The organism is Ruegeria sp. SATB027 (assembly GCF_059613825.1).
The window spans coordinates 1-21,595 of the sequence record NZ_JBXWTH010000058.1; the positions used below are offsets into that span (position 1 = coordinate 1).

Genomic DNA, 21,595 nt, shown 5'->3' on the forward strand with positions numbered 1-21,595 from the left:
AATAAGACCTCAACACCAAACCCGCAACCAAAACCAAAAAACTCAACCAAGCCAATACCGCTATTGAACGGCTAATGGTTCAGCAGGTTCTTGAGGTATTCGCCGTAGTCGTTTTTGCCGAATCTTTGGGCGCGGGCTTCGAGGTCCTGGTCGCTGATCCAGCCCAGCGTATGGGCGATTTCGTCAGGTGATCCGGTTTGCAGGCCTTGCCTGTCCTGAAGCGTACGCACAAAGTTTCCGGCGTCCAGCAGGCTTGCGTGGGTTCCGGTATCCAGCCAGGCATAACCGCGCCCCATGCGGTTGACGCTGAGCAACCCGGCCTCAAGGTACATTTCAAGCAAGGTGACAATCTCAAGCTCGCCGCGTGCAGACGGTTTTACGGCGCGGGCCCGTTCAGGGGCAGAGCCGTCCAGAAAATACAGCCCGGTCACGGCGTAGTTCGATGGCGGCACTTGGGGTTTCTCGACAATCTGGGTGACGGCGCCAGCCTCGTCATAGGCCACGACCCCATAGCGTTCGGGATCAGCGACCCGATAGCCGAAGACAGTGCCTCCGGTCTCTTTGGCGTCTGCCGATTGCAGGATCTCGGGCAGGCCGTGCCCAAAGAAAATGTTGTCGCCCAGCACCATGGCCGAGGGGGCACCATCCAGAAAATCTTCTGCCAGAATATAGGCTTGCGCCAACCCGTCAGGAGAAGGTTGAACAATCCAGGTCAGGGACAGGCCCCATTGGCTTCCGTCACCCAACAGGCGCTGAAACTGCTCCTGATCCTGCGGCGTCGTGATCATCGCGATGTCGCGGATCCCGGCCAGCATCAGCACCGAAAGGGGGTAATAGATCATCGGCTTGTCATAGATGGGCAAAAGCTGTTTCGAGACGCCCATCGTGATCGGATAAAGACGGGTGCCCGACCCGCCTGCCAGAATGATACCTTTGCGTTTCTTGCCGTTCCGGGTCGTCATGTGCCGAGCTCTCCAAGGTCTTCAAGTATGCTGTGCAGGCCCGCCTTCCAATCCGGACGGGGCACGCCCAGTTCCGTTGTCAGTGTCGTGCAGTCTAGGCGGCTGTTCAGGGGGCGTTTCGCGGGGGTCGGGTATGCGCTGGACGGGATGTCTTCGACATTGCAGTCAATACCGGCCTGATCGAAGATCTCGCGCGCAAAATCGGCCCAGCTGACATCAGGGCCACCGCTGCAATGGTAAATTCCGGTCTTTTCATCCGGGTTTGTCAAAAGGGCACGGGCCGCGCCGATACAGGCCTCGGCCAGTGCCGATGCCGGGGTTGGACCGCCAATCTGGTCTGCGACGATCGTCAGGTGGTCACGCTCTTTGCCGAGGCGCAGCATGGTTTTGACGAAGTTATGCCCATGTGACGACACCACCCACGAGGTTCGTATGATTGCATGGGGTCCGCCCGCCGCAATCACACCGGCCTCACCCGCCAGCTTGGTGCGCCCATAGGCGCCCAGCGGGCCGGTCGCGTGGTCGGGCGGAAACGGGGCCGTGCCCGCCCCGTCAAACACATAATCTGTCGAGACCTGAACAAACGGCAATCCGCGCCCGGCCGCGGCTTTGGCCAGCGCCGTGGGCGTGGCTCCGTTGATCAGCAGGGCAAGGTCTTCCTCCGCTTCGGCCTTGTCGACGGTGGTATATGCGGCGGCGTTGATCACCGCATCCGCATCGGTGTTGCGAACCAGGGCCGCGCACCCTTCGGGATCGGTAAAATCCGCCTTGTCGCGCCCAAGCGCTTCAACCGAGATATCCCCGCCACACCGGATCAGTTCCCGGCCCAGCTGACCGGTCGCCCCGAAGACCAGAAGTTTCACGCGCTGACCCCCAGCCGTTCGCCAACACCGGACCGGTTCTGTAAAGATCGCCACCAGTCTTCATTGTTCAGGTACCATTCAACCGTTCTGCGCAGACCTTCCTCTACCGTCACGGACGGGCGCCACTTCATTTCGCTGCGCATCCGCGAGGGATCGATGGCGTAACGCGCATCATGCCCGGGGCGGTCTGTGACAAAGGTGATCTGGTCCGCATAGACCCCCTGCGGTTTCGGGCGCAGGTCGTCCAGGATCGCGCACAGCGTCTGCACCAGTTCCAAGTTGCTGCGCTCGTTCTCGCCACCGATGTTATAGGACCGGCCGACAGTCCCCTTTTGCACCACCAGCAAAAGCGCGTCGGCGTGATCCTCGACATACAGCCAGTCGCGGACATTCGAGCCATCGCCATAGATCGGCAGCGCCTTGCCCGCGATTGCGTTCAGGATCACAACAGGGATCAGCTTTTCAGGGAAATGATAGGGTCCGTAATTGTTCGAACAGTTGGTCAGCACCACCGGCAGGCCATAGGTCTCGTGCCAGGCCCGGACCAGATGATCGCTGGAGGCTTTCGACGCGGAATAGGGTGACCGCGGATCATAGGGGGTATCCTCGGTGAACTGTCCAGTGGGTCCCAGGCTGCCAAAGACTTCATCGGTCGAGATATGGTGGAACCTGAAAGTGTCCGGTTTTCCTTGTCCGGCCCAATAGCTGCGCGCCGCCTCCAGCATGTTGTATGTGCCCAGGACATTGGTTTCGATGAAAGCCCCCGGCCCGTCGATGGACCGGTCAACATGGGATTCCGCCGCCAGGTGCATCACCGCATCAGGCGCATGTTGGGCAAACACCGCCTTCAGGGCCGCAGGGTCGCGGATATCTGCGTGAACAAAGGCATAGTTCGGGTTCTCTGCAACCTCGGCAACATTGTCGAGGCAGGCCGCATAGGTCAGCGCATCAAGGTTCACGACCTGATGTCCGTCCGCAATGGCACGCCGCACGACCGCGGACCCGATGAAACCCGCACCACCTGTCACCAACAGTTTCATATTCTATCCTTCGTAAACAAACGGGCTGTCAAATTCGGCCAGCGCAGGCGCAATCCTGTCCTTGTCGCTCAGCACCGGGTTCCCCTGCAAGGGCCAATCAATACCACAGCTGTCCCAGCGCACACCCCCATCGGCATCCGCATTGTAAAAGCTGGTACATTTGTAGCAGATTTCGGTGTCGGGCTCTAACGTCACAAAACCATGGGCAAATCCCGCCGGCACCCAAAGCTGCCGCCCGTTCTCAAAGCTGAGCTCGATGCCGAAAGATTGCCCATAGGTCGGTGATCCCTTGCGGATATCGACGGCGACATCATAAAGCGCGCCCCGGCCCGCGCGCACCAATTTGCCCTGCGCATGCGGAGGCGCCTGAAAATGCAGGCCGCGCAATGTCCCCACCGCGGACGACAGCGAATGGTTGTCCTGCACAAATTCCGGCAACACAACCCCAGCCTCCTCCAGCCGCGCCTTGTTCCAGCTCTCAGAAAAAAACCCGCGCAAATCCCCATGCCGCTGCGGGCGAATAACCAACACACCCGACAACCCCGTCTGCTCAATCTCCATAACACCTAACCTCAACAACCTGTTGCCTGTGTTGGGCGAGTATTGTCAGGCTGGGTTTCAATGCAAGGGTATTGCGCAATTTGCTGCTTAGATGACCGCAGCCGGAGATGGCGGCTCGCTGCCTTCCTGCTCCCTCACCCCACTACGTCACCTGCTGGTCCAGCATCTCAAGCACGGCGTCGCGTTCCGACAGAACCAGCAGCAGGGCTAGATCGCCCGGTTCCACCTGTTTCAGGATCATCGCGGCGGCCTCGGACGGGGATGCGGCCCTTTGGATCTGGGTCTTGTCATACCCTTGTTTCAGGGCCGACTTTTCAATCAGGTCCGGTATCTCTCCCAAAGCGCGACCCCGTAGGTACCCTTCCAGTTCAGCAGCAACGACCACGTTGGGTTGGAAATTCAAGGCGGTTGCGGTGACATCGCGAATGTCCTGGTCCGAGCGGTCTCCGGCATGGCTGAGCATGATGAACCGCCGTTTTGCCGGCAGGGCCGACAGCGCATCGCACACGGCAGAAATCGAATGCGGATTATGCGCGAAATCCACGAAAACCTGAGCGCCGTTGTGCTGGAATTCGTTGCAGCGACCCGGATTGTCCTTGGCATCCGGTTTGAACCCGGCCAACCCATGCCGAACCGCTTCAAGCGGCAGTTTCAAAGCCAGCGCAAGGCACATAGCCGCCAGAGCGTTCAGGATGTTGTATTTCGCGACCCCGCCCATGGTCAGGGGCACGTCGGACACGGCAATGACCGTATGCTCGGACCGGCCGTCAAAGAAGACGATGTTGCCCTGCGAGACATAGGCGCAGCTTGTTCCCGCGTCGCGCGCCCGACGGATCAGATCATTCCCTGCATCCAGTGAAAACCACCAGATATTTGCTGCCGTGTTTTCGGCCTCGGCACGGACAAAAGGTTCATCGGCATTCAGGGCCAGAACGCCGCCCTTGGTCAGTGTCCGGTGCACGGCGAATTTCGCCTGAGCCAGCTCGGGCACCGTGTTGACGCCGTATTGCCCCAGATGATCGTTCGCCACGTTGGTGACAGTGGCGGCCATGGCGGCACGCGTCGGCAGGCCGCGGCGCAGGATACCCCCACGGGCCACTTCAAGGCATCCGATTTCAAGCCGCTTGTCGCGCAGCAACATCCGCCCTCCGCCGGGGCCAGAATAGTCGCCGCGATCCAGAATATCGTCGCCCACCCGCACAAACTCGGTCGAGGTCAGCCCTGCGACCTTGCCCGAGGCGCGGGCGATCGCCTCCAGCAACCGGGTCGTGGTGGTCTTGCCGTTGGTGCCGGTGATGAAGGCGACGGGGATGTTGTGAAAGGCGGGCCAGTCCACGTCATCCGGGGCGGGCAACGCGTTGACAGGCCATGTTTGGCTGCCGGTTCCATGCCCGATGGAAATCTCATCATCGTCGCACAGGATATCCACACCATGCGCGTCGGCTGCCGCGATCAGGGCGATCAGCGCAGGATTGGCCTCCTTCGCCATGACGCCTTTGACGTCCCGGATCATCTGATCAAAATCGCACGGCTTGGCCTCCAGCAACTCTGCCGCACAGAAATGCCAGGCGGTCTGAGCCGCAAAGATCGCGGAATAAAGCTGATCCATCGGTGCCGAGATTGCCAGATTGACACCGCCGGTAAAGGTACGGTGGGTCAGCACCTGATCCTGCCAGCCAAGCGCATCCAGAACGCGCCGGGCGTGTTTTTCCCACAGTGCAATGACCTGCGCGGGGTCGATAACAGTGAAAAACACATCCATCACCGCACCGGGGTGATCCCATAACAGGCCGGGGCCGGTCAGTCGCCGTGCGTCATCCACCTGAATATGATCAGCGGTCGCGCTTTCGATGGTCAGCGCGGTTTCAAGCTCTTCGATCCGGTCCATTCCGGTACCTCCGCTCAATCCGCGTCTTCGCTGATTTCACGCGCCAGTCTTACGCCGCGTTCGTCCCGGATCAGGTTCTGATCGCTGTCGAACATGTCCTCGAACGTGGTGTCGGCGGGGCTGGTTTTGGGTGTCGCCTCGGTTTCAGAGGTTTCGCCATCGGAATTGAAGTAGATGATCTGTTTCCAGCAGCGTGTGGTGTCATCTCCGAAGATCACCAGCAGATCGCCCGGTGCCGCCATCTCCAGCGCTGTGGTCACGGCCTCAACCTCATCCGGAATGATCGAGATTGCCTCATCCGGTGTCCCGCAATCGATCAGGGCCTGCCGCATCATTTGCGGCACCTCGTCATGCCCGCGACCCCGGCGGCGGTCATCGGCCTTGCAGATGAAGTGGTCAAAATGCCCGGCCAGCGCTGCGGCCCCATCAACAATGTCTTCATCGCGCCGATCACCGGGCATCGCAACAACACACAGCCTGCGGCCCTTGACCTCCAACTGATCGGCCAAAGCGGCCATCGCCTTCAGCGCGGCCGGGTTGTGGCCGTAATCAAGGATCACCTTGAAGGGATGTTCATCATAGACATTCATCCGCCCCGGTGCCTGGAAATAACTGGTGTCGAAAGTGCGCAGACCATGCCGGATATTGTCCAGATCGACCCCAAAGCTATAGGCCATTGCCGCTGCGACCATGGCGTTTTGCACGTTGAAGATCGCCTTGCCCTCAAGCGTGGCGGGGATCAGATGCGACCACAGAACCGGGATGTGAAGCCCTTTGTCATAGATGGTCAGCATGTCGCCATTCATGCCTTTTTCCAGCACGATGGCCTTGCCCCCTGTCTTGATATGTTCCTTGACCAGACTGTGACCGGGGTTGGTCGTGACATAGAAGATCTGATCCGCCCCGGCGTAATCGGCCATCTTCAGACAATTGATGTCGTCAGCATTCAGCACGGCCGTGTCGGTTGCGCTTTCCACCACCACCCGTTTGACGACGGCCAGCTCCTCGACCGTATTGATCCCGCCCAGACCCAGATGATCTGCCGAGACATTCAGACAGGCCGCCACGTTCGAGCGTTGATAGCCCAGACCCGAGCGAACCAGCCCGCCCCGCGCGGTTTCCATCACTGCAAAATCGACCATCGGATCACGCAGGACGATCTGTGCCGATTTCGGGCCGGTCATGTCCCCCTTGACGCTCAGCTTGCCATCCACATAGACGCCGTCGGTCGAGGTCATGCCAACGATCTTGCCACTGGTTTTCATGATATGACCCAGCATCCGCGACGTTGTCGTCTTGCCGTTGGTGCCGGTGATGGCCGCAATCGGGATGCGGGTCTGTTCATTGGCAGGGAACAGCATGTCGATGACCTTGCCCGCCACATCGCGCGGCTGACCTTCGGACGGGGCCACATGCATCCGGAAACCGGGGGCCGCATTTACTTCGACAATCGCGCCACCGATATCCTTGTAGGATTTGGTAATATCGTCGATCAGGAAATCGACACCGCCCACATCCAGCCCGACCGCCATGATGGCGCGTTCGGCCATGTCGCGGTTGTCGGGATGCACCACGTCGGTCAGATCGATGGCGGTGCCACCGGTTGACAGGTTCGCGGTCGAGCGCAGATAGAAAACCTCACCCTCGGGCAGGACAGTGTCTTCCGTCACGCCCGCATTCTCCATCAGGCGGTTAGCCTGATTGTCCAACTCGAGCCTGGTCAGCACTTTTTCGTGCCCGATGCCCCGGCGTGGGTCCTGGTTCACGATGTCGACCAGTTCGGCAATCGTATGGGTTCCGTCGCCTATTACATGGCCGGGGACGCGTTTGGCCACCGCAACCAGCTTGTCGTTCACGACCAGCATCCGGTGATCAAAGCCGGTGATGAAGCTCTCGACCAGAATGGCGCGGCTGCGCGAATGCTCCTTGGCCTCGGCAAAGCCCGCCTCGACCTCGGCATCGGAATTCAGATTGATCGAAACGCCGCGCCCATGGTTGGCGTCCAACGGTTTGACCACCACCGGAAACCCGATCCGGGCTGCCGCGCGTACGGCCTCGCGGGCCGAATAGACCATGCGCTGCTGCGGAACCGGCAGGCCAAGATCGTTCAGCAGATTATGGGTGTCTTCCTTGTCACAGGATATCTCGACCGAGATATGCTTGGTCTCGGACGTAATTGTCGCCTGAATGCGTTTCTGAAACTTGCCGTGTCCAAATTGCACAAGCGAGCCGGAATTCAGCCTGATCCAAGGAATGTCGCGTTCCTGCGCCGCCTTGACCAGCGATCCGGTCGATGGGCCAAATTCCTTGCGTTGCGCCCGCAGAACAAAGCTGCGCAGTTCTTCATCCCAGTTGAAGTCCGAGTCGAATTCGTAATCCACCTGATCTTTCAGGGATTGCGGCAGTAGATGCATCAGCAACCGCATCGCCAGATTGCCCGCATCCAGACCGACGTCGCGCTGGCGGTATTCATAGACCATATTGTACTGGCCCGGCTCACCTGTGCCGCGCGTACGGCCAAAGGTAACGTCGGATCCGGCCACGTTCTGCACTTCGATGGCGCAATGTTCCAGCACATGTCCCAGCCAGGTGCCTTCATCCTCGCGCAGGCGGCGGATGAAGCCGCCGGGTTCGCGATAGGAACAGCCGTGTTCCGCCAGACCGGGAAGCGCCTTGATCAAGGCGTCAATAAACTCGGAACCAATTTTTGCCGAGGGCCACTCTTCCAGAACACCCAGATCGATGACGTGGCGAATGACCGGAAAACTTGCCCAGACATTCGGGCCGACAAAGACATTGGTCGAGATTATTTTCATGAGGCTCCCCGTTGGTTAGCTTTTTGTTTTCCCCCCGCTGGCGGCCTCTTGACCGGACATGTCCGGCAATGTGCAGAACGCCAAATGCTCATCCGGCGGAAAAGCCTGGCGAGCCGTCAGATCATAACGGCACCCTTCGCCCAGAACGTCAAGCCGAAGTCCAAGCAGGCTCAGTGCTTCGCCGCGGCGCGCGTCCCACATCGATGAATGGGTCAGATGACTGGCGTCCACGACGGTAACCGATCCGCTGCCCACGACTTCAAGGACATTATCGGGTCCGATGAAGGCTGCCGTGTCTTCGTCGATACCCAGTCCGATCAAAAAAGGGTTGAAAGATGAAGCGGTTAGCAAACGTCCCAGCCGATTGCGCTGTGTGAAGTGCTGGTCGATGATGACGGCGTTGGTCAAACCCATGCCCGGAGCCAGCGTGATATTGCCCTCAGCCGGAGCCGAGTTGCTGCTGCCCCCGGCCACCATGTGTTCGGACATGATCGACGCCCCGGCTGAAGTGCCGGCAACCGGCACACCGGCCGCATTCCGGCGCCGAATTTTCTGCGCCACAAGTGTGCCACCCAGAATCGCCGACAGCCGCAGCTGGTTGCCGCCGGTCATGAATATCCCTGTAGCGCGGTCCAGCATCTCGGCATAATCGGGATTGTCGCAATCAGCACGCCGCGAGATGGGCAGAAATTCGACCTTGCCTGCACCCAGCTCGGAAAAGATGCGATTGTAATCCGGTCCGGTCTCTTCCAGCATCGAGGCCGTCGGGATCACGACAATATCGGCATCAGGACCACCAGACAGCTCAACGAACTTGCGGTGAATCTGCATTTCCTTGACGCGGTCTTCGCCGCCACCGATCGGGATGATGAACCCGCGCGGGGTCTCTGCATCAACGGGTGCAGGGCACATATCTTACTTACCTTCCGGTATAAAAGCGGCCAGCCATCGGGGCCACTCGGTCGCTTAGCCTGTTCATACATGCCGTGTCGGGCCATCTGACCTTATCGGACATGCCGTTCCCCCCCAGCGACATCACATGCCGCACGGCAGGGATTTCGTCAAGAACCACCGGTTTTGTGCCTGCTTCAGCCTGCCAGTGCCAAACCCTGCACGACAAAAGCGATCCCCCCGAAACATCAAAGCTCCGGGGGGATCAGATTGCTCGTCAGTTTGCGCGCTGGTTCAGATGTCGAATTTGACGCCCTGCGCCAGCGGGAGCTCTGCCGAGTAGTTCACTGTGTTGGTCTGGCGGCGCATATAGGCTTTCCACGCGTCCGAGCCGCTTTCGCGTCCGCCGCCGGTTTCCTTTTCGCCACCGAATGCGCCACCGATCTCGGCGCCCGAGGGACCGATGTTCACGTTGGCAATACCGCAATCCGACCCCGCCGCAGTCAGAAACTGCTCGGCCTCGCGCATGTTCAGCGTGAACACACAGGATGACAGCCCTTGCGGCACATCGTTTTGAAGCTGGATCGCTTCGTCAAAGTCGTCGTAGCCCATGACATAAAGGATCGGCGCGAAAGTTTCGGTTTTCACGACCGCGCTTTGGCCGGGCATTTCGACGATTGCGGGCTGCATATAGACACCCGCAGGAAGCCCTTCGGTCACACGTTCGCCGCCAAACACGGTACCGCCTTCGGCCCTTGCGGCGTCCAGTGCGGATGTCATGGCGGCACCCGATGCCTCATCCACCAGTGGCCCGATCAACGTGCCCTCAGACAGCGGATTGCCGATGGGCAAACCCTCATAAGCCTTTTTCAGGCGGCCCACCAGTTCCTCGCGGATCGAGTTGTGCACGATCAGACGGCGCAGCGTGGTGCAACGCTGACCGGCGGTCCCAACGGCCGAGAAGACAATGGCGCGCACGGCCATTTCCAGATCCGCTGAAGGGCCGACGATCATCGCGTTGTTTCCGCCCAGTTCCAGAATGCATTTGCCAAAGCGTGCCGCAACAATGGGCGCAACCGCACGGCCCATTCGTGTGGACCCCGTGGCCGAGATGATCGGAACATCTTCGCTGGCCACCAGCGCCTCGCCCAACTCTGCGCCACCGATCAGGACCTGAAGCAACCCTTCGGGGGCATCGCCAAACCGCACCAGCGCGCGTTCAAAGATCTTCTGGCAGGCCATCGCCGTCAGCGGGGTCTTCTCGGACGGTTTCCAGATCACCGGATCGCCACAGACCAGTGCCAAAGCGGCATTCCACGACCAGACCGCAACCGGGAAATTGAAGGCCGAGATCACCCCGACCGGGCCCGCCGGATGCCAGGTTTCCATCATCCGGTGACCTGGGCGTTCCGACGCGATGGTCAGACCATAAAGCTGACGCGACAGACCAACGGCAAAGTCGCAGATGTCGATCATTTCCTGCACTTCGCCCAGACCTTCGGAGGTGATCTTGCCGGCCTCCCAGCTGACAAGCGCGCCCAGATCGTCCTTGGCCGCGCGCAGCTCTTCGCCCAGCAGGCGGATCAACTCGCCCCGACGCGGGGCCGGCACAACGCGCCACGCCTTGAACGCGTTTTTGGCGCGGGCAATGATCGCGTCCATTTCGGTGGCCGGCGTTTCATGCACATCGGCCAGCAGGCTACCGTCAATCGGCGACGTCACCTTCAGAGTGCCGCCCTTCAATGCGGCATCTGTCAGATCCAGATTTGCAAGCGTGGTTTGGGCTGTCATTACGATGTCTTTCATATCTCAGGCCGCCTTGTTCTGCCGGGTCACGTCACCAGCACGATACAGCTGGCCAAATTCTGTATTCAGGAAGTCGTTCAGTTTAACCTGTTCCTGCCGGACGAACCCTTTCGAAGGCAGCGTGCCAGTGCGCATCAGGTCAACAACGCCCAGAATACCCGCAGCTGTGGTGACCTGAATGGCACTCCAGACCTGTCCGTTGATGGTGCGGGCAAAGCTCTTGTTGATCAGAGATTTCTCGCGCAGAACGCCGTTGATCATACCCTTGGTCGTGCAATAGACCAGCACAACGTCCTGATCGGTGCGGGGCAGGGCGGTCTCGAAGATCTCTTTCAGCAGATCGCGGCGGCGTTCCAGCCCGAGATCGTGCAGCAGCAGTTTCAGGATTTCACAATGGCCGGGATACCGGATCGTGCGATAAGACACGGCCCGCGCCTTGCCTTCCAGCGTTTCCGGCAGCGTGCCCAACCCACCCGAGGTGTTGAAGCATTCGTATTCCACGCCATCATGACCCAGAATCTCGTAATCTTCCAGCGGCGCGGTCTTGACCAGTTTGCCGTTCACAATGGCGTCGCAGGGATTGCAGTACTCGTTGATCAACCCATCGGTCGACCAGGTCAGATTGTACTTCAGCGCATTGGTCGGATAAAGCGGCAGCGCGCCCACCCGCATATGCAGGCTGTCCAGCTCATCAAACTCCGCTGCAAGCGCGGCTCCGGAGATACCCACAAAACCAGGTGCCAGACCACATTGCGGCATGAAAGCCGTCTCACTGCCTTCGGCCAACTGGCGTACGGCCTCGGTGGCCGCGACGTCTTCGGTTAGGTCAAAATAATGCGCGCCCGCCTCTTTGGCGGCCTTGGCAATGTTTGGGGTAAGAAAGAATGGTGCCGCTGAAACCACGGCGTTAAACCCGGTCAGCTCCTTTGCCAGACTTTCCGCATCCCGGGCATCAATCTGCTTTGTTCCAATCCCAAGCCTTGTGATTTCACCCAGTGCTTTCAGGTCATGGTCGGCCACAGTCACTGTATAGTTTGGCGAGGCCCTCAGCAGCGTCGCGATCATCTGACCGATCTTGCCAGCCCCGATTACGCAAATATTCCAGGACATCAACGTCTCCGTAAATTTCTGTTCCTGATATTATGGTGCAAGGCTGGCCAGACATTTCATAGGCCGCAATTTGACGAAGTGATCGACTTATCCGACATTATGCCGGAATAATTGTCATTATGGCGTGACCGCCATCAGGGGTTGAAATCGGCCGGCACCCCGAAAGGAGGAGAGCTAACGCCAGTGCCCGTCAAGGAATGCAGAAATGCGACCAGGGCGGCGATTTCCGCATTCGAAAGCGTCATTGGCGTAATGTCGATCCTGCTGCGCTGGCGTTCCATTTCGAACCGGTCGTCCCACACCACGAAATCCACCTCTTGCAACCAGGGGACCTTGGGCAACGCAGCCATGTCGGGTTTCCATTTGGCAAGGCTGGTCTGTGGGTCAAGATGGTGACGGATCATGCTTTCGAGATCCGCAAAAGCGCCGTTATGTCCATAAGGCGCAGTCAGGGCGACATTGCGCAGCATCGGCGTGCGAAAGCGATAGGCGTCTTCCAGACGATTGCTTTCCGCCATCCGGCCAACGTCCCGCGCGTATGGGTCCCATTGCCGAGTCCGGCCCGGCCCGAAAGGGGGCAATCCCAGCGCGTGAAACTCTTGATCCGACATCAACGGACCCGCATGGCAGGTCGCGCACCGCGCATTGCCATAAAACAGGTTCATCCCGTCTTTCTGGATGTCTGACAGCGCATCCTTGTCCCCGGCCAAGTACTGGTCGTATGGGCTGTCGGTGCTGCGCCATTCAATGGCCATGAAGGCCGCCAGCGCGTTGGCGATCTGGGTGATCGTGATGTCTTCGGTGGTCTCGATGTCGTCAAAAGCCGCGACTATGGCAGGGCCATAGCGCGGATCGGTCCGCACGCGTTTGGCAAGGATCGGCCAGCCCTTGTCAATCCTGTCGTGAACCGCGCCGGTCACCTGATTTTCAGCGACATTACCGGCCATCTCGAATTGCGCGGTCAGCGGGAATAAAGCCTGCGCCGCCAGAAGCGAGTTCAATCCGCCGGGCAGCCATTCCTGTGCAGGCGAATTGAACCCGTTGCCATAGAGGTCCGAGATGCTCAGGCGGCCATCGTGGAAAACGGTATGGATGTCCTTGGCCCCGAGGTTCCACAACCCCGGCGCGTTTCGGGGAATGCGTTTGCGGATCCTGTCCGCGCCGGTACCCGGCGTGCGGTCCGGGCCAAGACCCTGTCCGCCTTCACCGATCCCCAGGGACAATCCGTCAGAGGTGCCGAAATCGGGGTGGTGGCAATGAGCGCATGAAATGTTCTGATTGCCTGACAGGATCGGATCGTAAAACAGTTGATGACCGATAGCGGCCTGTTCCATATCAAATGGGATAAAGTCATCATCCGTCAGCGGGCGCGGCAGGTCCTGCGCCACCGCGGCCCCCGCCCAAACGAGGACAATCGCCCAATGCGCCAGTTTCTCTTTACCCTTTGTTTTCTTGCGACCCCGGCTCTGGCTGAGCTGGAACAGGCCCGTGATATGATGGAGGCCGGAGAGTTTGAAGCCGCGCGCGCGGAACTGCTGCCCGCCGCCCGGTCGGGCAATGCCGAGGCCGAGGAACTGATCGGTGTGATGTACGGGCTGGGTCTTGGGGTCGAGCAGGACCATGAAAGGGCGTTTGAATGGTATCTGCGTGCCTCGATGAAGGGGCATCCGGGGGCGCAGTCGGGGGTCGGCTGGTACTATGAACTGGGTCTGGGAATGCCCGCGCCCGATCTGGTGCGGGCCTATATGTGGTACACGCTCAGCGCCATTGGCGGCGATCCCGATGCGGCGATCAGCCTTGAGGAAGTGATCAAGAAAATGTCGCCGGAGCAGATCGAGAAGGCGCATGTTCTGGTCAACGACTACAAAGGGTGGATGTACCCGTTTCGATAAGGGCCGGGCCACAAGGCCCGACCCTTCCATTTAGTTCAGGTCCGCATTGCGCGAGGCGTTCACGTCCTCCTCAGCCGCCGCGACCGCTTTGGTCAGCGCGGCAAAGATTTCATCACCACGGGCAACATTGGTCTGGAACCAGTCATAGACAGGCGAAGCCGCAGCTTTGAACGCCGCCTTCTGTTCGGGCGTCGGGACATACAGGTCGCCGCCACCTGCGACGAAGTCCTCATACGCCTGGATCGACTTGCGCTTGGGCGAGGCAAAGGTGGCCTGTTGCAGGGCGTAGAACCCATCGACAACGACCCGGCGCATATCTTCCGGCATCGCCTGGAACTTGGCGTTGTTCATCCACCACAGCGCACCCATATAGGCGTGCCCGTCCAACGTGACATACTGCAGGCCGGCATCCGGGAACTTCATGCCCATGATGTCGGTGATGCCGTTCTTTGACCCCTCGACAACGCCGGTCTGGAAGCTGGTGAAGAGTTCCGGCCACGGGATCGGTGTAGGTGACGCGCCCAGTGCCTTGACCAGTTCCTGCGGCAGGTCTGCAACGACGGTGCGGATTTTCAGACCTTCCATGTCGGCAGGCTCGGCGACGCGGTGTTTTGTGTTGGCGAAGTTGCGCCAGCCACCGGTGTTGCCGATGGTCATCAGGCGGATCGCGTCTCCGGAATCCTCAAGTGCCATGTCGCGCATGGTGCGGGTGAAATCGCCCGACAGAACATGCTCGGCGATCCGGTCGTCGGCCATCAGATAGGGCAGGTCCAGAACCTGCACATAGGGGAAGATGCCCGACGCCCCGCCCGAGGTAGAGATATAGATATCGATGGTGCCATCCGCCACGCCCTGCAGGCATTCAGCACCGTTCGAACACAGCTGGGTGCCGATGAACAGCTCAACCTCGATGGCGCCGTTCGACGCCGCCTCGACATAGTTCTTGAAAACGATCAGACCGTCGTAATCCTCGTCATTTTCGTTCGAATTGGCAGTGGCGCGCAGCGTATAGTCCGCAGCCGTCGCCGCGACCACAGACGCAGCCACAAGCGATGTGGCAATCGCCGCTGTTTTTATGAAGTTTCCGAGCATGCGTTTCCTCCCTGTGATACTCAGTCAATTTGCAAATCCCGTTATCCTCGGGATCGTCATGGATAGTGCGGGGATGTAGGTGATCAGAAAAATCACGATGATTTCGACCGCCAGAAACGGCAGGATCGCCTTGGCGATCGTCTCGACCCGCTCCCGCGACACGGCGGCGGCCACGAACAGCACCAGCCCCATGGGGGGCGTGGCAAGGCCGACGGTCAGATTGACGCTCATGATGATGGCGAAATGGATCGGGTCTACACCGAGACTGGTGAAAATCGGGCCAAGGATGGGCCCAAGGATGATGATCGCAGGGCCTGCGTCCAGAAACATGCCAACGATGAACAACAACAGGTTGATCAGGAACAACAGGATCAGTGGATTTTCCGACAGGCTGAGGATCAACGAGGCCAATTGTTCCGGGGCATGGCTCAGACTGACCACGGTCTTGAACGCCATTGCTGCGCCAACCAGCAGCAGCACCACGGCCGACGTCATACCTGCATTGCTCAGAACATCGGGAATTTCCCTCAGGGTCAGTGTGCGCAGAACGAAAAACCCGATGATAAAGGCGTAGCCCACAGCGACTGCGGCGGCTTCGGTCGGGGTAAAGATGCCCCCCAGAATTCCGCCCAGAATGATCACCGGCGTCATCAGCGGGAAGAACGCCTTGAGGCTGGCTTTGCGCCGCTCATCCCATGTGTATTTCCGGCTGGCGACGGGAAAGTCGTACTTGTCAGCCATGAACTTGATCATCACCATCAAGCCGACACCGACCATGATCCCGGGCACGATTCCTGCAAGAAACAAGGCGGCCACGCTTTCGCCCATGACATAGGCATAGATAATCATAATGCCTGAGGGTGGGATGATCGGCCCGATCACCGAACTCGCGGCTGTGATGGCGGCGGCGAATTTTCGGGTATAGCCCTGTTTTTCCATCGCCGGGATCAGCATCGACCCCAGGGCGGATGTGTCAGCCACCGCAGACCCCGAAAGGCCCGCGAACAGGATCGAGCTCAGCACATTTACATGCGCCAGCCCGCCGCGCAGATGGCCCATCAGGGCCTGGCTGAATTCGACAAGGCGGATGGTAATGCCGCCACGGTTCATCATTTCACCGGCCAGCATGAAGAACGGGATGGCCATCAGCGGAAAGCTGTCCATGCCGTTGTAGACATTGCGATAAAGCAGGGTGATGTCGTTCGTCTGTCCGTTCAGCCACAGCAGGATGCCGGGCGCCGCCAGAAGCGCGAAAAAGACCGGCAAGCCAATCAGCAGGAAAATCAGGAAAGTGGGCAGGAACCAGATCAGCATCTATTCTGCCCCCACCGCTGCGTCGGGAATGTCCGGCAAAAGATGCGCGCCGCCAAGCAGGGTGACCACGGAACGCAGGATAAGCTCGATATTGACCGAGATCAGCAGAATGATGCCCACCAGCAGCGAAGCCATCATCCAGCTGCGCGGAATGCGATACCACTCGTCAAACCCAAGCGTTGTCGGCAGGTACAGGGCGGCGGTTGCAAACCTGCCGCCAAAGCCCGTGACCTCGGACCAGCCGATTTTGACCGCAACCAAAAGCACGGCCAGCGAGATCAACAGGAGGAACAGATTGAGCGACAGGCCGAGCATACGCGGCAAAAACCGTTGCAGCATGTCGATAGCTACAAAACCGCCGCGCCGAAAGGCCGTCGGTGCCATCAACCCAGTCATCCACAACATGCAGAACCGCGCGGCCTCATCCGGCCAGGGCAGGGCGTTGCCCAGAACGTATCGGAAGAACACCTGAATCAGGATTGCGATGACCATGAATGCAATCGCAACAACGCCAACCGCGCGGCCCAGACGCAGCACGGTTTCGTTCACAAATGCTATCGGCGCAAGCACCGATGCCAGTCCGCCCATGCGGATCCTCCCTTGTTCAGCCGCAGGTGTGTCCCGCAGTCGTCAGATCGCGCTTAGTGCTGCGCGAATTGGCCCATTTTCCCGGCGTAGAACGTCAGCGCGTCGCCGTCGCTCATGCTGGCCTTCAGGACTTTGCCCACCACGATCACGTGATCGCCCGCGTCGTGATAGGCATGTTGTTCGCATTCAAATCGTGCCAGGCAATCCGACAGCAGCGGGGTGCCGTTTGCACAGCGCTCATGCCGGATGTCGCGCAGGGCATGGGCATCTTTCGAGCAGCCAAAACACAGCTCGGCCTGCGCAGACGATAACACATGCACCGTGAAATGCCGTGCCGCGCGAAAATAGGGGAACCGGCGCGAGTTGCGGTCACCGGCCCACATGATCAGTGGCGGGTCCAGCGACAGCGACGAAAAGCTGTTGGCCGTGATGCAGATCGGGCCGTCACCGCTGTCGCATGTCACAACGGTAACGCCGGTTGCAAACCGCCCAAAAGCATCCCGCAGGGTCCGGGTGTCGTCCTTGTGTGGCACAAAGGTGTGGGTCATATTCCTTGAGATTGCGTTCATCATGCTACCTCATGCCCCAGCGCCGCCTCGTACAGGCGGAACCAGGTTTCGCGATCAATTGTGACTTTCAGCGCGTCCGAGATGCGTTTGATACGGTTCAGGTTGTTGGTGCCCAGAACCGGCAGAATGCCCGCCGGATGAGCCAGCAGGAAGGCCACGGCCACAGCAGCCCGGTCTACACCGAACTCTTCTGCGATTTCATCAGCGAAAACCCCAACGGGCGGGTTTCCGGCCATCAACAGCCCACCCCCCAGGGGCGACCACGCCATAAGGTGGTGCCCGTGCTGTTGGTGAAACGCCAGATCTCCGTTGGTGAAAGGGGCGATCTCGCCCAGTGAGATCTCGATCTGGTTGGTGACCAGCCGGGTTTTCATCGCCGATTGCAGCAGGGTCCAGTCCCACGGACGGAAGTTCGAAACACCAACCGCGCCCACCTTGCCGCTGGCGACAGCCTCATCCAGTGCTGCCCCGGTTTCGTGGTGGTCCATGAACGGATCAGGGCGGTGGATCAGCAACAGATCGATGTGGTCGATGGCCATCTCCGACAGGGACGTGTCGATGGACTTCAGGATATGCGCGCGCGAGGTGTCATAGTATTTGACCTTCGCATCTGAATGCCGCCCCACGGGCGCGACGATGTCACATTTGGTGACGATCTCCATCTTCTGGCGCAGGCCGGGATTGGCGCGCAAGGCGTTGCCCAGAACGGCTTCCGCCGCGTATCCGCCATATATGTCGGCCTGATCGAAGGTGGTGATGCCCTGATCAAGACAGGCTTGAATCTTGGCCTCGACATGCCCTGCCGAGGTGTCGCTATCGTCACCCAGCCGCCACATGCCATAGACAAGGCGGCTCATTTCCAGCGTCGGGGATAGTTTCACACGTTGCATCAGCGGCGCACTCCATTGCCCAGCGGCGTGGCCGGGGGTGTCTTGGGCACACGCCCGTACGCTTCGGGCAGCGAGCACGTTTTCAGATGCGGCATCACACGAGCACCGAAATGCTTGGCCTCATCCATGTGCGGATAACCCGAGAAGATGAAGGCGCGAATGCCCATCTTCCGGTAGTCTTCGATCTTTGACATGACCTGATCGGTTGATCCCACCAGTGCCGCACCACAGCCCGAACGGGCGCGGCCGACACCTGTCCACAGACCAGGTTCCACATAGCCATACTCATCCGCCAGATCACGGTTCCTGGTCTGATGCGCCACCCCCAGCGAGGTCGCATCCAACGCCCGCTCGCGGATCGCGCGGCCATAGTCGTCATCCAGTTTCGAGACGATGTAATCTGCGTATTCCTGCGCCTCGGCTTCGGTATCGCGAACGATCATGTGAACCCGCAGGCCATAGTCGAGCGTACGGTCATAGTTTTCGGCCACTGCATGAACAGCTTTCATCCGCTCGGTCAGTTGATCCTTTGTTTCCGGCCACATCAGGTACACATCGCAATGCTCGCCGCACAGCTCCAGCGCCGCGGGCGAATAACCGCCGAAATACAGCAGCGGCCCGCCAGTCTGATAGGGCCGCGCCGGGTCCGTTGTCAGACCTGTAAAGTTGTAGACCTCGCCCGCGTGATTGATCTCCTCCTGCGTCCAGGCCTGTTTCAGGATCTCGACCACTTCGCGCGAGCGTTGATAGCGAAAGGCGCTGTCGGCCTTTTCGCCGGGAAAATCGGATGAAATGATGTTGACGGTCAGCCGCCCCTTCAGCATGTGATCCAGCGTCGCGATCGTGCGGGCCAGCATGATTGGCTGCATCTCGCCGCAGCGCACGGCGGCCAACAGGTTGATCTTCTGCGTGATCGGCGCACAACCGGCGACAAAACTCAGCGTGTCCTGCCCAACCTGATATGATGACGGGCACAGGATGTTGCGGAACCCCTGTGCCTCGGCCTCTTTCACGATGGCCGAGCAATGCTCCCAGCTGGAGCGCAGATCACCATCGGGCACACCCAGAAACTGATAATCGTCGGAACAAAGTGCTGCGAACCACGAAACCTCGGCCGCATCCAGATCAGGGGATGTGATGGGGACGATGGTCATTTGATTCACGCTCCGTGCATCTTTTACTTTCCTCTTGCGTAGCAACCACATTGATGTAGATCAATAGTGTATCAATTTTTCCTGCGACCGAATGAAGCGCCTGAAATGCCCCCCAACACCCGAAACCCCAATGCCCTGCCTATCTATGTTCAGATTGCCGAGCTGCTGATCCGCGATATCGCTGCGGGTCGTTTGATCGATGGTGAGCGTCTGCCCCCGGAACGCGACATGGCGGCCAAGCTGAACGTGTCGGTCGGCACGCTGCGAAAATCGCTCGCCGAGCTTGAGAAAAAAGGCATGTTGGAGCGTATTCAGGGGTCAGGAAATTACATCCGCGAGACCGGAACCCAGAACAGTGTCTACGCGATGTTCCGGCTGGAACTGCCCCAAGGGGGCGGGTTGCCGCGTGCGGATATCCTGTCGGTCGATCATCTGAAGAAACCTTCCGATCTGCCGGATTTTGGCACCTCGGACACCGGATCGCGCGTACGTCGGATGCGCTATCTGAATGACACAATCATCGCGGTCGAGGAGATCTGGCTGGACGAATCAGCCGGCACGATCAAGCGAAGCCTGCTGTCGGACTCGCTCTACCGCTACTATCAGCACCAGCTGGGCTTCTGGATATCACGGGCTGAAGATCGCGTGTCGATTGGCCAGTTGCCCGATTGGACGCCCGCGGCGTTCACCAAAGCCGCCGGTGAAACGGTGGGCTATATCGAACGGTTCAGCTGGTCGGACAAATCCGAACCTGTCGAATTTTCAAAGACCTGGTTCGACCCGGACCGGGCCACCTATGTCCAACGTCTGAAGTAAAAGGAAACGTGCATGACCCGGACCATCAATTACGGGCTGATCGGATGTGGCATGATGGGGCAGGAACACCTGCACAATATCGCCTTGCTGGTCGGCACGCGTGTCGCGGCGATATTCGAGCCCGATCCCGGGATGGCAAAAGCCGCGCAGGCGATTGCGCCGGGTGCGGTTATGGTACAATCGGTGCAAGAGGTGTTGGATATCGAAGACCTGGACTGCCTTGTCATCGCCAGCCCAAACCATCTGCATGTCGATCAGGTCTGTGAAATCGCGCAAACGCGCCCCTTGCCGCTATTGGTGGAAAAGCCCCTGTTCACCAACCCCCAGGACGCCGCAAGGCTAGAGAAGGTTCAGCGCGATTATCCACACCCGATCTGGGTTGCGATGGAATACCGTTATATGCCGCCCATCGCGACCCTGATCGACAAGATCGGTGACACAGGCGGGGTCAGGATGCTGTCGATCCGGGAACATCGCTTTCCGTTTCTGCCGAAAGTCGGCGACTGGAACCGGTTCAACCGCAACACCGGCGGCACCTTTGTCGAGAAATGTTGCCACTTCTTCGATCTGATGCGGCTTATCCTGCGATCCGACCCGGTACGGATCACCGCAAGCGGCGGGCAGGCGGTGAACCATCTGGACGAAACCTACGGGGGCGAAACGCCCGACATACTGGATCACGGCTATGTTCTGGTTGATTTCGCCAATGGCGCGCGCGCGATGCTCGAGCTGTGCATGTTCGCCGAAGGCGCCCGCTATCAGGAAGAGATTTCGGCCATCGGGCCCAACGCCAAGGTCGAGGCTCTGGTGCCGGGGCCGGGACGGTTCTGGCCCGATCATCTGGGAACGCCGCCTGTGCCGCAGGTCATCGTCAGCCCGCGGGACCCCAAGGGGCCAATATCGCAGGATATCCCTGTCGATCCCCGCTTGCTGGCTGCCGGTGATCACAACGGCTCGACCTATTATCAGCACAAGGGGTTTCTGGATCTGGTGCGCGGGCAAAAGGCCGAACCGGATGTGACAGTGCAAGACGGTCTGTGGGCGGTGCGAATGGGACTGGCGGCACAGCAGGCCCTGCAAACCGGTGAAACGGTTCACCTAAAGCACCCTTAGACTGACCCCGGGCAAGTTCAGTGTAGACAGGTCTGCGGCGACAAATGTGTCGCTTGCGGGCCAATCTGTCGTAAATCAGCTAGTGAAGCGGGGCGCAGTAGGGGACAAAACTGTATGACCTGTCAGTGTATTCCCACCCGCCTTGATCGCCGTGCGACCGGCTGTGATCTGGTCACAACGCGCCGGTAACCGCCCTGCGGGGCCGTTCTGCCTGCCTGCTTTCAGACGAC

General features: G+C 59.6%; 19 protein-coding genes. 3 read left to right on the forward strand and 16 right to left on the reverse strand.

Features of this window, described 5'->3' with window-relative positions:
* Positions 1-71: 71 nt before the first annotated feature.
* From rfbA to AC2FPW_RS16575, 10 genes are all read right to left on the reverse strand, one after another.
* Entirely contained in the window at positions 72-962 is an 891-nt protein-coding gene (rfbA, locus tag AC2FPW_RS16530; RefSeq protein ID WP_480484785.1) for a glucose-1-phosphate thymidylyltransferase RfbA, read from the reverse strand.
* A complete protein-coding gene (gene rfbD / locus AC2FPW_RS16535) occupies positions 959-1,825 on the reverse strand; it encodes a dTDP-4-dehydrorhamnose reductase (protein WP_496814581.1) in 867 nt (288 codons plus the stop codon). The genes rfbA and rfbD overlap by 4 nt, the downstream gene beginning before the upstream one ends.
* Complete coding sequence (rfbB, locus tag AC2FPW_RS16540; protein ID WP_480589203.1) at positions 1,822-2,865, reverse strand: dTDP-glucose 4,6-dehydratase; 1,044 nt, start codon at positions 2,863-2,865, stop codon at positions 1,822-1,824. The genes rfbD and rfbB overlap by 4 nt, the downstream gene beginning before the upstream one ends.
* Positions 2,866-2,868: 3 nt before the next feature.
* On the reverse strand, positions 2,869-3,426 hold the full coding sequence (gene rfbC / locus AC2FPW_RS16545) for a dTDP-4-dehydrorhamnose 3,5-epimerase (RefSeq protein ID WP_496814582.1): 558 nt from the start codon (positions 3,424-3,426) through the stop codon (positions 2,869-2,871).
* 142 nt (positions 3,427-3,568) lie between these two features.
* Complete coding sequence (locus AC2FPW_RS16550; protein WP_496814584.1) at positions 3,569-5,314, reverse strand: Mur ligase family protein; 1,746 nt, start codon at positions 5,312-5,314, stop codon at positions 3,569-3,571.
* A 14-nt stretch (positions 5,315-5,328) separates the two neighbouring features.
* Positions 5,329-8,130: a cyanophycin synthetase gene (gene cphA / locus AC2FPW_RS16555; protein WP_496814585.1), complete on the reverse strand. Its 2,802-nt coding sequence runs from the start codon at positions 8,128-8,130 to the stop codon at positions 5,329-5,331.
* A 15-nt stretch (positions 8,131-8,145) separates the two neighbouring features.
* A complete protein-coding gene (locus AC2FPW_RS16560; RefSeq protein WP_267365913.1) occupies positions 8,146-9,042 on the reverse strand; it encodes a cyanophycinase in 897 nt (298 codons plus the stop codon).
* Between the two features lie 273 nt (positions 9,043-9,315).
* Positions 9,316-10,827, reverse strand: a complete 1,512-nt coding sequence (gene amaB, locus AC2FPW_RS16565; protein WP_496814586.1) for an L-piperidine-6-carboxylate dehydrogenase — start codon at positions 10,825-10,827, stop codon at positions 9,316-9,318.
* Positions 10,828-10,830: 3 nt separating this feature from the next.
* Complete coding sequence (locus AC2FPW_RS16570) at positions 10,831-11,937, reverse strand: saccharopine dehydrogenase family protein (protein WP_496814587.1); 1,107 nt, start codon at positions 11,935-11,937, stop codon at positions 10,831-10,833.
* Positions 11,938-12,071: 134 nt separating this feature from the next.
* Positions 12,072-13,325: a cytochrome-c peroxidase gene (locus tag AC2FPW_RS16575; RefSeq protein ID WP_496814589.1), complete on the reverse strand. Its 1,254-nt coding sequence runs from the start codon at positions 13,323-13,325 to the stop codon at positions 12,072-12,074.
* Between the two features lie 33 nt (positions 13,326-13,358).
* On the opposite strand from AC2FPW_RS16575, the gene AC2FPW_RS16580 reads away from it, so the two are divergent.
* Positions 13,359-13,829 carry a tetratricopeptide repeat protein gene (locus AC2FPW_RS16580; RefSeq protein WP_267365609.1) on the forward strand — a complete coding sequence of 157 codons (471 nt, stop codon included), beginning with the start codon at positions 13,359-13,361 and terminating at the stop codon, positions 13,827-13,829.
* Between the two features lie 30 nt (positions 13,830-13,859).
* Here the strand turns inward: AC2FPW_RS16580 and AC2FPW_RS16585 are convergent, their stop codons facing one another.
* The 6 genes from AC2FPW_RS16585 to AC2FPW_RS16610 are packed head-to-tail and all read right to left on the reverse strand — an operon-like array spanning position 13,860 to position 19,436.
* Positions 13,860-14,921 (reverse strand): TRAP transporter substrate-binding protein, encoded by a 1,062-nt coding sequence (locus AC2FPW_RS16585; RefSeq protein WP_496814590.1) that lies wholly within the window; start codon positions 14,919-14,921, stop codon positions 13,860-13,862.
* Positions 14,922-14,945: 24 nt separating this feature from the next.
* Positions 14,946-16,235, reverse strand: a complete 1,290-nt coding sequence (locus tag AC2FPW_RS16590) for a TRAP transporter large permease (protein WP_209599366.1) — start codon at positions 16,233-16,235, stop codon at positions 14,946-14,948.
* A complete protein-coding gene (locus AC2FPW_RS16595; protein WP_496814592.1) occupies positions 16,236-16,823 on the reverse strand; it encodes a TRAP transporter small permease in 588 nt (195 codons plus the stop codon).
* A 53-nt stretch (positions 16,824-16,876) separates the two neighbouring features.
* Positions 16,877-17,392 (reverse strand): flavin reductase family protein, encoded by a 516-nt coding sequence (locus AC2FPW_RS16600; protein WP_496769878.1) that lies wholly within the window; start codon positions 17,390-17,392, stop codon positions 16,877-16,879.
* Complete coding sequence (locus AC2FPW_RS16605) at positions 17,392-18,282, reverse strand: aldo/keto reductase (RefSeq protein ID WP_496814594.1); 891 nt, start codon at positions 18,280-18,282, stop codon at positions 17,392-17,394. The genes AC2FPW_RS16600 and AC2FPW_RS16605 overlap by 1 nt, the downstream gene beginning before the upstream one ends.
* Positions 18,282-19,436, reverse strand: a complete 1,155-nt coding sequence (locus AC2FPW_RS16610; RefSeq protein ID WP_496814596.1) for an LLM class flavin-dependent oxidoreductase — start codon at positions 19,434-19,436, stop codon at positions 18,282-18,284. The genes AC2FPW_RS16605 and AC2FPW_RS16610 overlap by 1 nt, the downstream gene beginning before the upstream one ends.
* 105 nt (positions 19,437-19,541) lie before the next feature.
* Here AC2FPW_RS16610 and AC2FPW_RS16615 point away from each other — a divergent pair, with 105 nt between their 5' ends.
* Together AC2FPW_RS16615 and AC2FPW_RS16620 are read left to right on the forward strand one after the other, a co-directional pair.
* Positions 19,542-20,252: a GntR family transcriptional regulator gene (locus tag AC2FPW_RS16615; RefSeq protein ID WP_496814598.1), complete on the forward strand. Its 711-nt coding sequence runs from the start codon at positions 19,542-19,544 to the stop codon at positions 20,250-20,252.
* A gap of 12 nt (positions 20,253-20,264) precedes the next feature.
* Positions 20,265-21,365, forward strand: a complete 1,101-nt coding sequence (locus AC2FPW_RS16620; protein ID WP_496814600.1) for a Gfo/Idh/MocA family protein — start codon at positions 20,265-20,267, stop codon at positions 21,363-21,365.
* Positions 21,366-21,595 lie beyond the last annotated feature (230 nt).

Excerpts from the sequence above, each read along its gene's own strand:
- AC2FPW_RS16615 (WP_496814598.1), top strand. The coding sequence starts at position 19,542 with ATGCCCCCCAACACCCGAAACCCCAATGCCCTGCCTATCTATGTTCAG.
- AC2FPW_RS16550 (WP_496814584.1), bottom strand. The coding sequence starts at position 5,314 with ATGGACCGGATCGAAGAGCTTGAAACCGCGCTGACCATCGAAAGCGCG.
- AC2FPW_RS16580 (WP_267365609.1), top strand. The coding sequence starts at position 13,359 with ATGCGCCAGTTTCTCTTTACCCTTTGTTTTCTTGCGACCCCGGCTCTG.
- AC2FPW_RS16570 (WP_496814587.1), bottom strand. The coding sequence starts at position 11,937 with ATGTCCTGGAATATTTGCGTAATCGGGGCTGGCAAGATCGGTCAGATG.
- AC2FPW_RS16595 (WP_496814592.1), bottom strand. The coding sequence starts at position 16,823 with ATGGGCGGACTGGCATCGGTGCTTGCGCCGATAGCATTTGTGAACGAA.
- rfbA (WP_480484785.1), bottom strand. The coding sequence starts at position 962 with ATGACGACCCGGAACGGCAAGAAACGCAAAGGTATCATTCTGGCAGGC.
- cphA (WP_496814585.1), bottom strand. The coding sequence starts at position 8,130 with ATGAAAATAATCTCGACCAATGTCTTTGTCGGCCCGAATGTCTGGGCA.
- AC2FPW_RS16600 (WP_496769878.1), bottom strand. The coding sequence starts at position 17,392 with ATGAACGCAATCTCAAGGAATATGACCCACACCTTTGTGCCACACAAG.
- AC2FPW_RS16605 (WP_496814594.1), bottom strand. The coding sequence starts at position 18,282 with ATGCAACGTGTGAAACTATCCCCGACGCTGGAAATGAGCCGCCTTGTC.
- AC2FPW_RS16590 (WP_209599366.1), bottom strand. The coding sequence starts at position 16,235 with ATGCTGATCTGGTTCCTGCCCACTTTCCTGATTTTCCTGCTGATTGGC.
- AC2FPW_RS16620 (WP_496814600.1), top strand. The coding sequence starts at position 20,265 with ATGACCCGGACCATCAATTACGGGCTGATCGGATGTGGCATGATGGGG.
- rfbB (WP_480589203.1), bottom strand. The coding sequence starts at position 2,865 with ATGAAACTGTTGGTGACAGGTGGTGCGGGTTTCATCGGGTCCGCGGTC.
- AC2FPW_RS16585 (WP_496814590.1), bottom strand. The coding sequence starts at position 14,921 with ATGCTCGGAAACTTCATAAAAACAGCGGCGATTGCCACATCGCTTGTG.
- AC2FPW_RS16610 (WP_496814596.1), bottom strand. The coding sequence starts at position 19,436 with ATGACCATCGTCCCCATCACATCCCCTGATCTGGATGCGGCCGAGGTT.
- rfbC (WP_496814582.1), bottom strand. The coding sequence starts at position 3,426 with ATGGAGATTGAGCAGACGGGGTTGTCGGGTGTGTTGGTTATTCGCCCG.
- amaB (WP_496814586.1), bottom strand. The coding sequence starts at position 10,827 with ATGAAAGACATCGTAATGACAGCCCAAACCACGCTTGCAAATCTGGAT.
- AC2FPW_RS16560 (WP_267365913.1), bottom strand. The coding sequence starts at position 9,042 with ATGTGCCCTGCACCCGTTGATGCAGAGACCCCGCGCGGGTTCATCATC.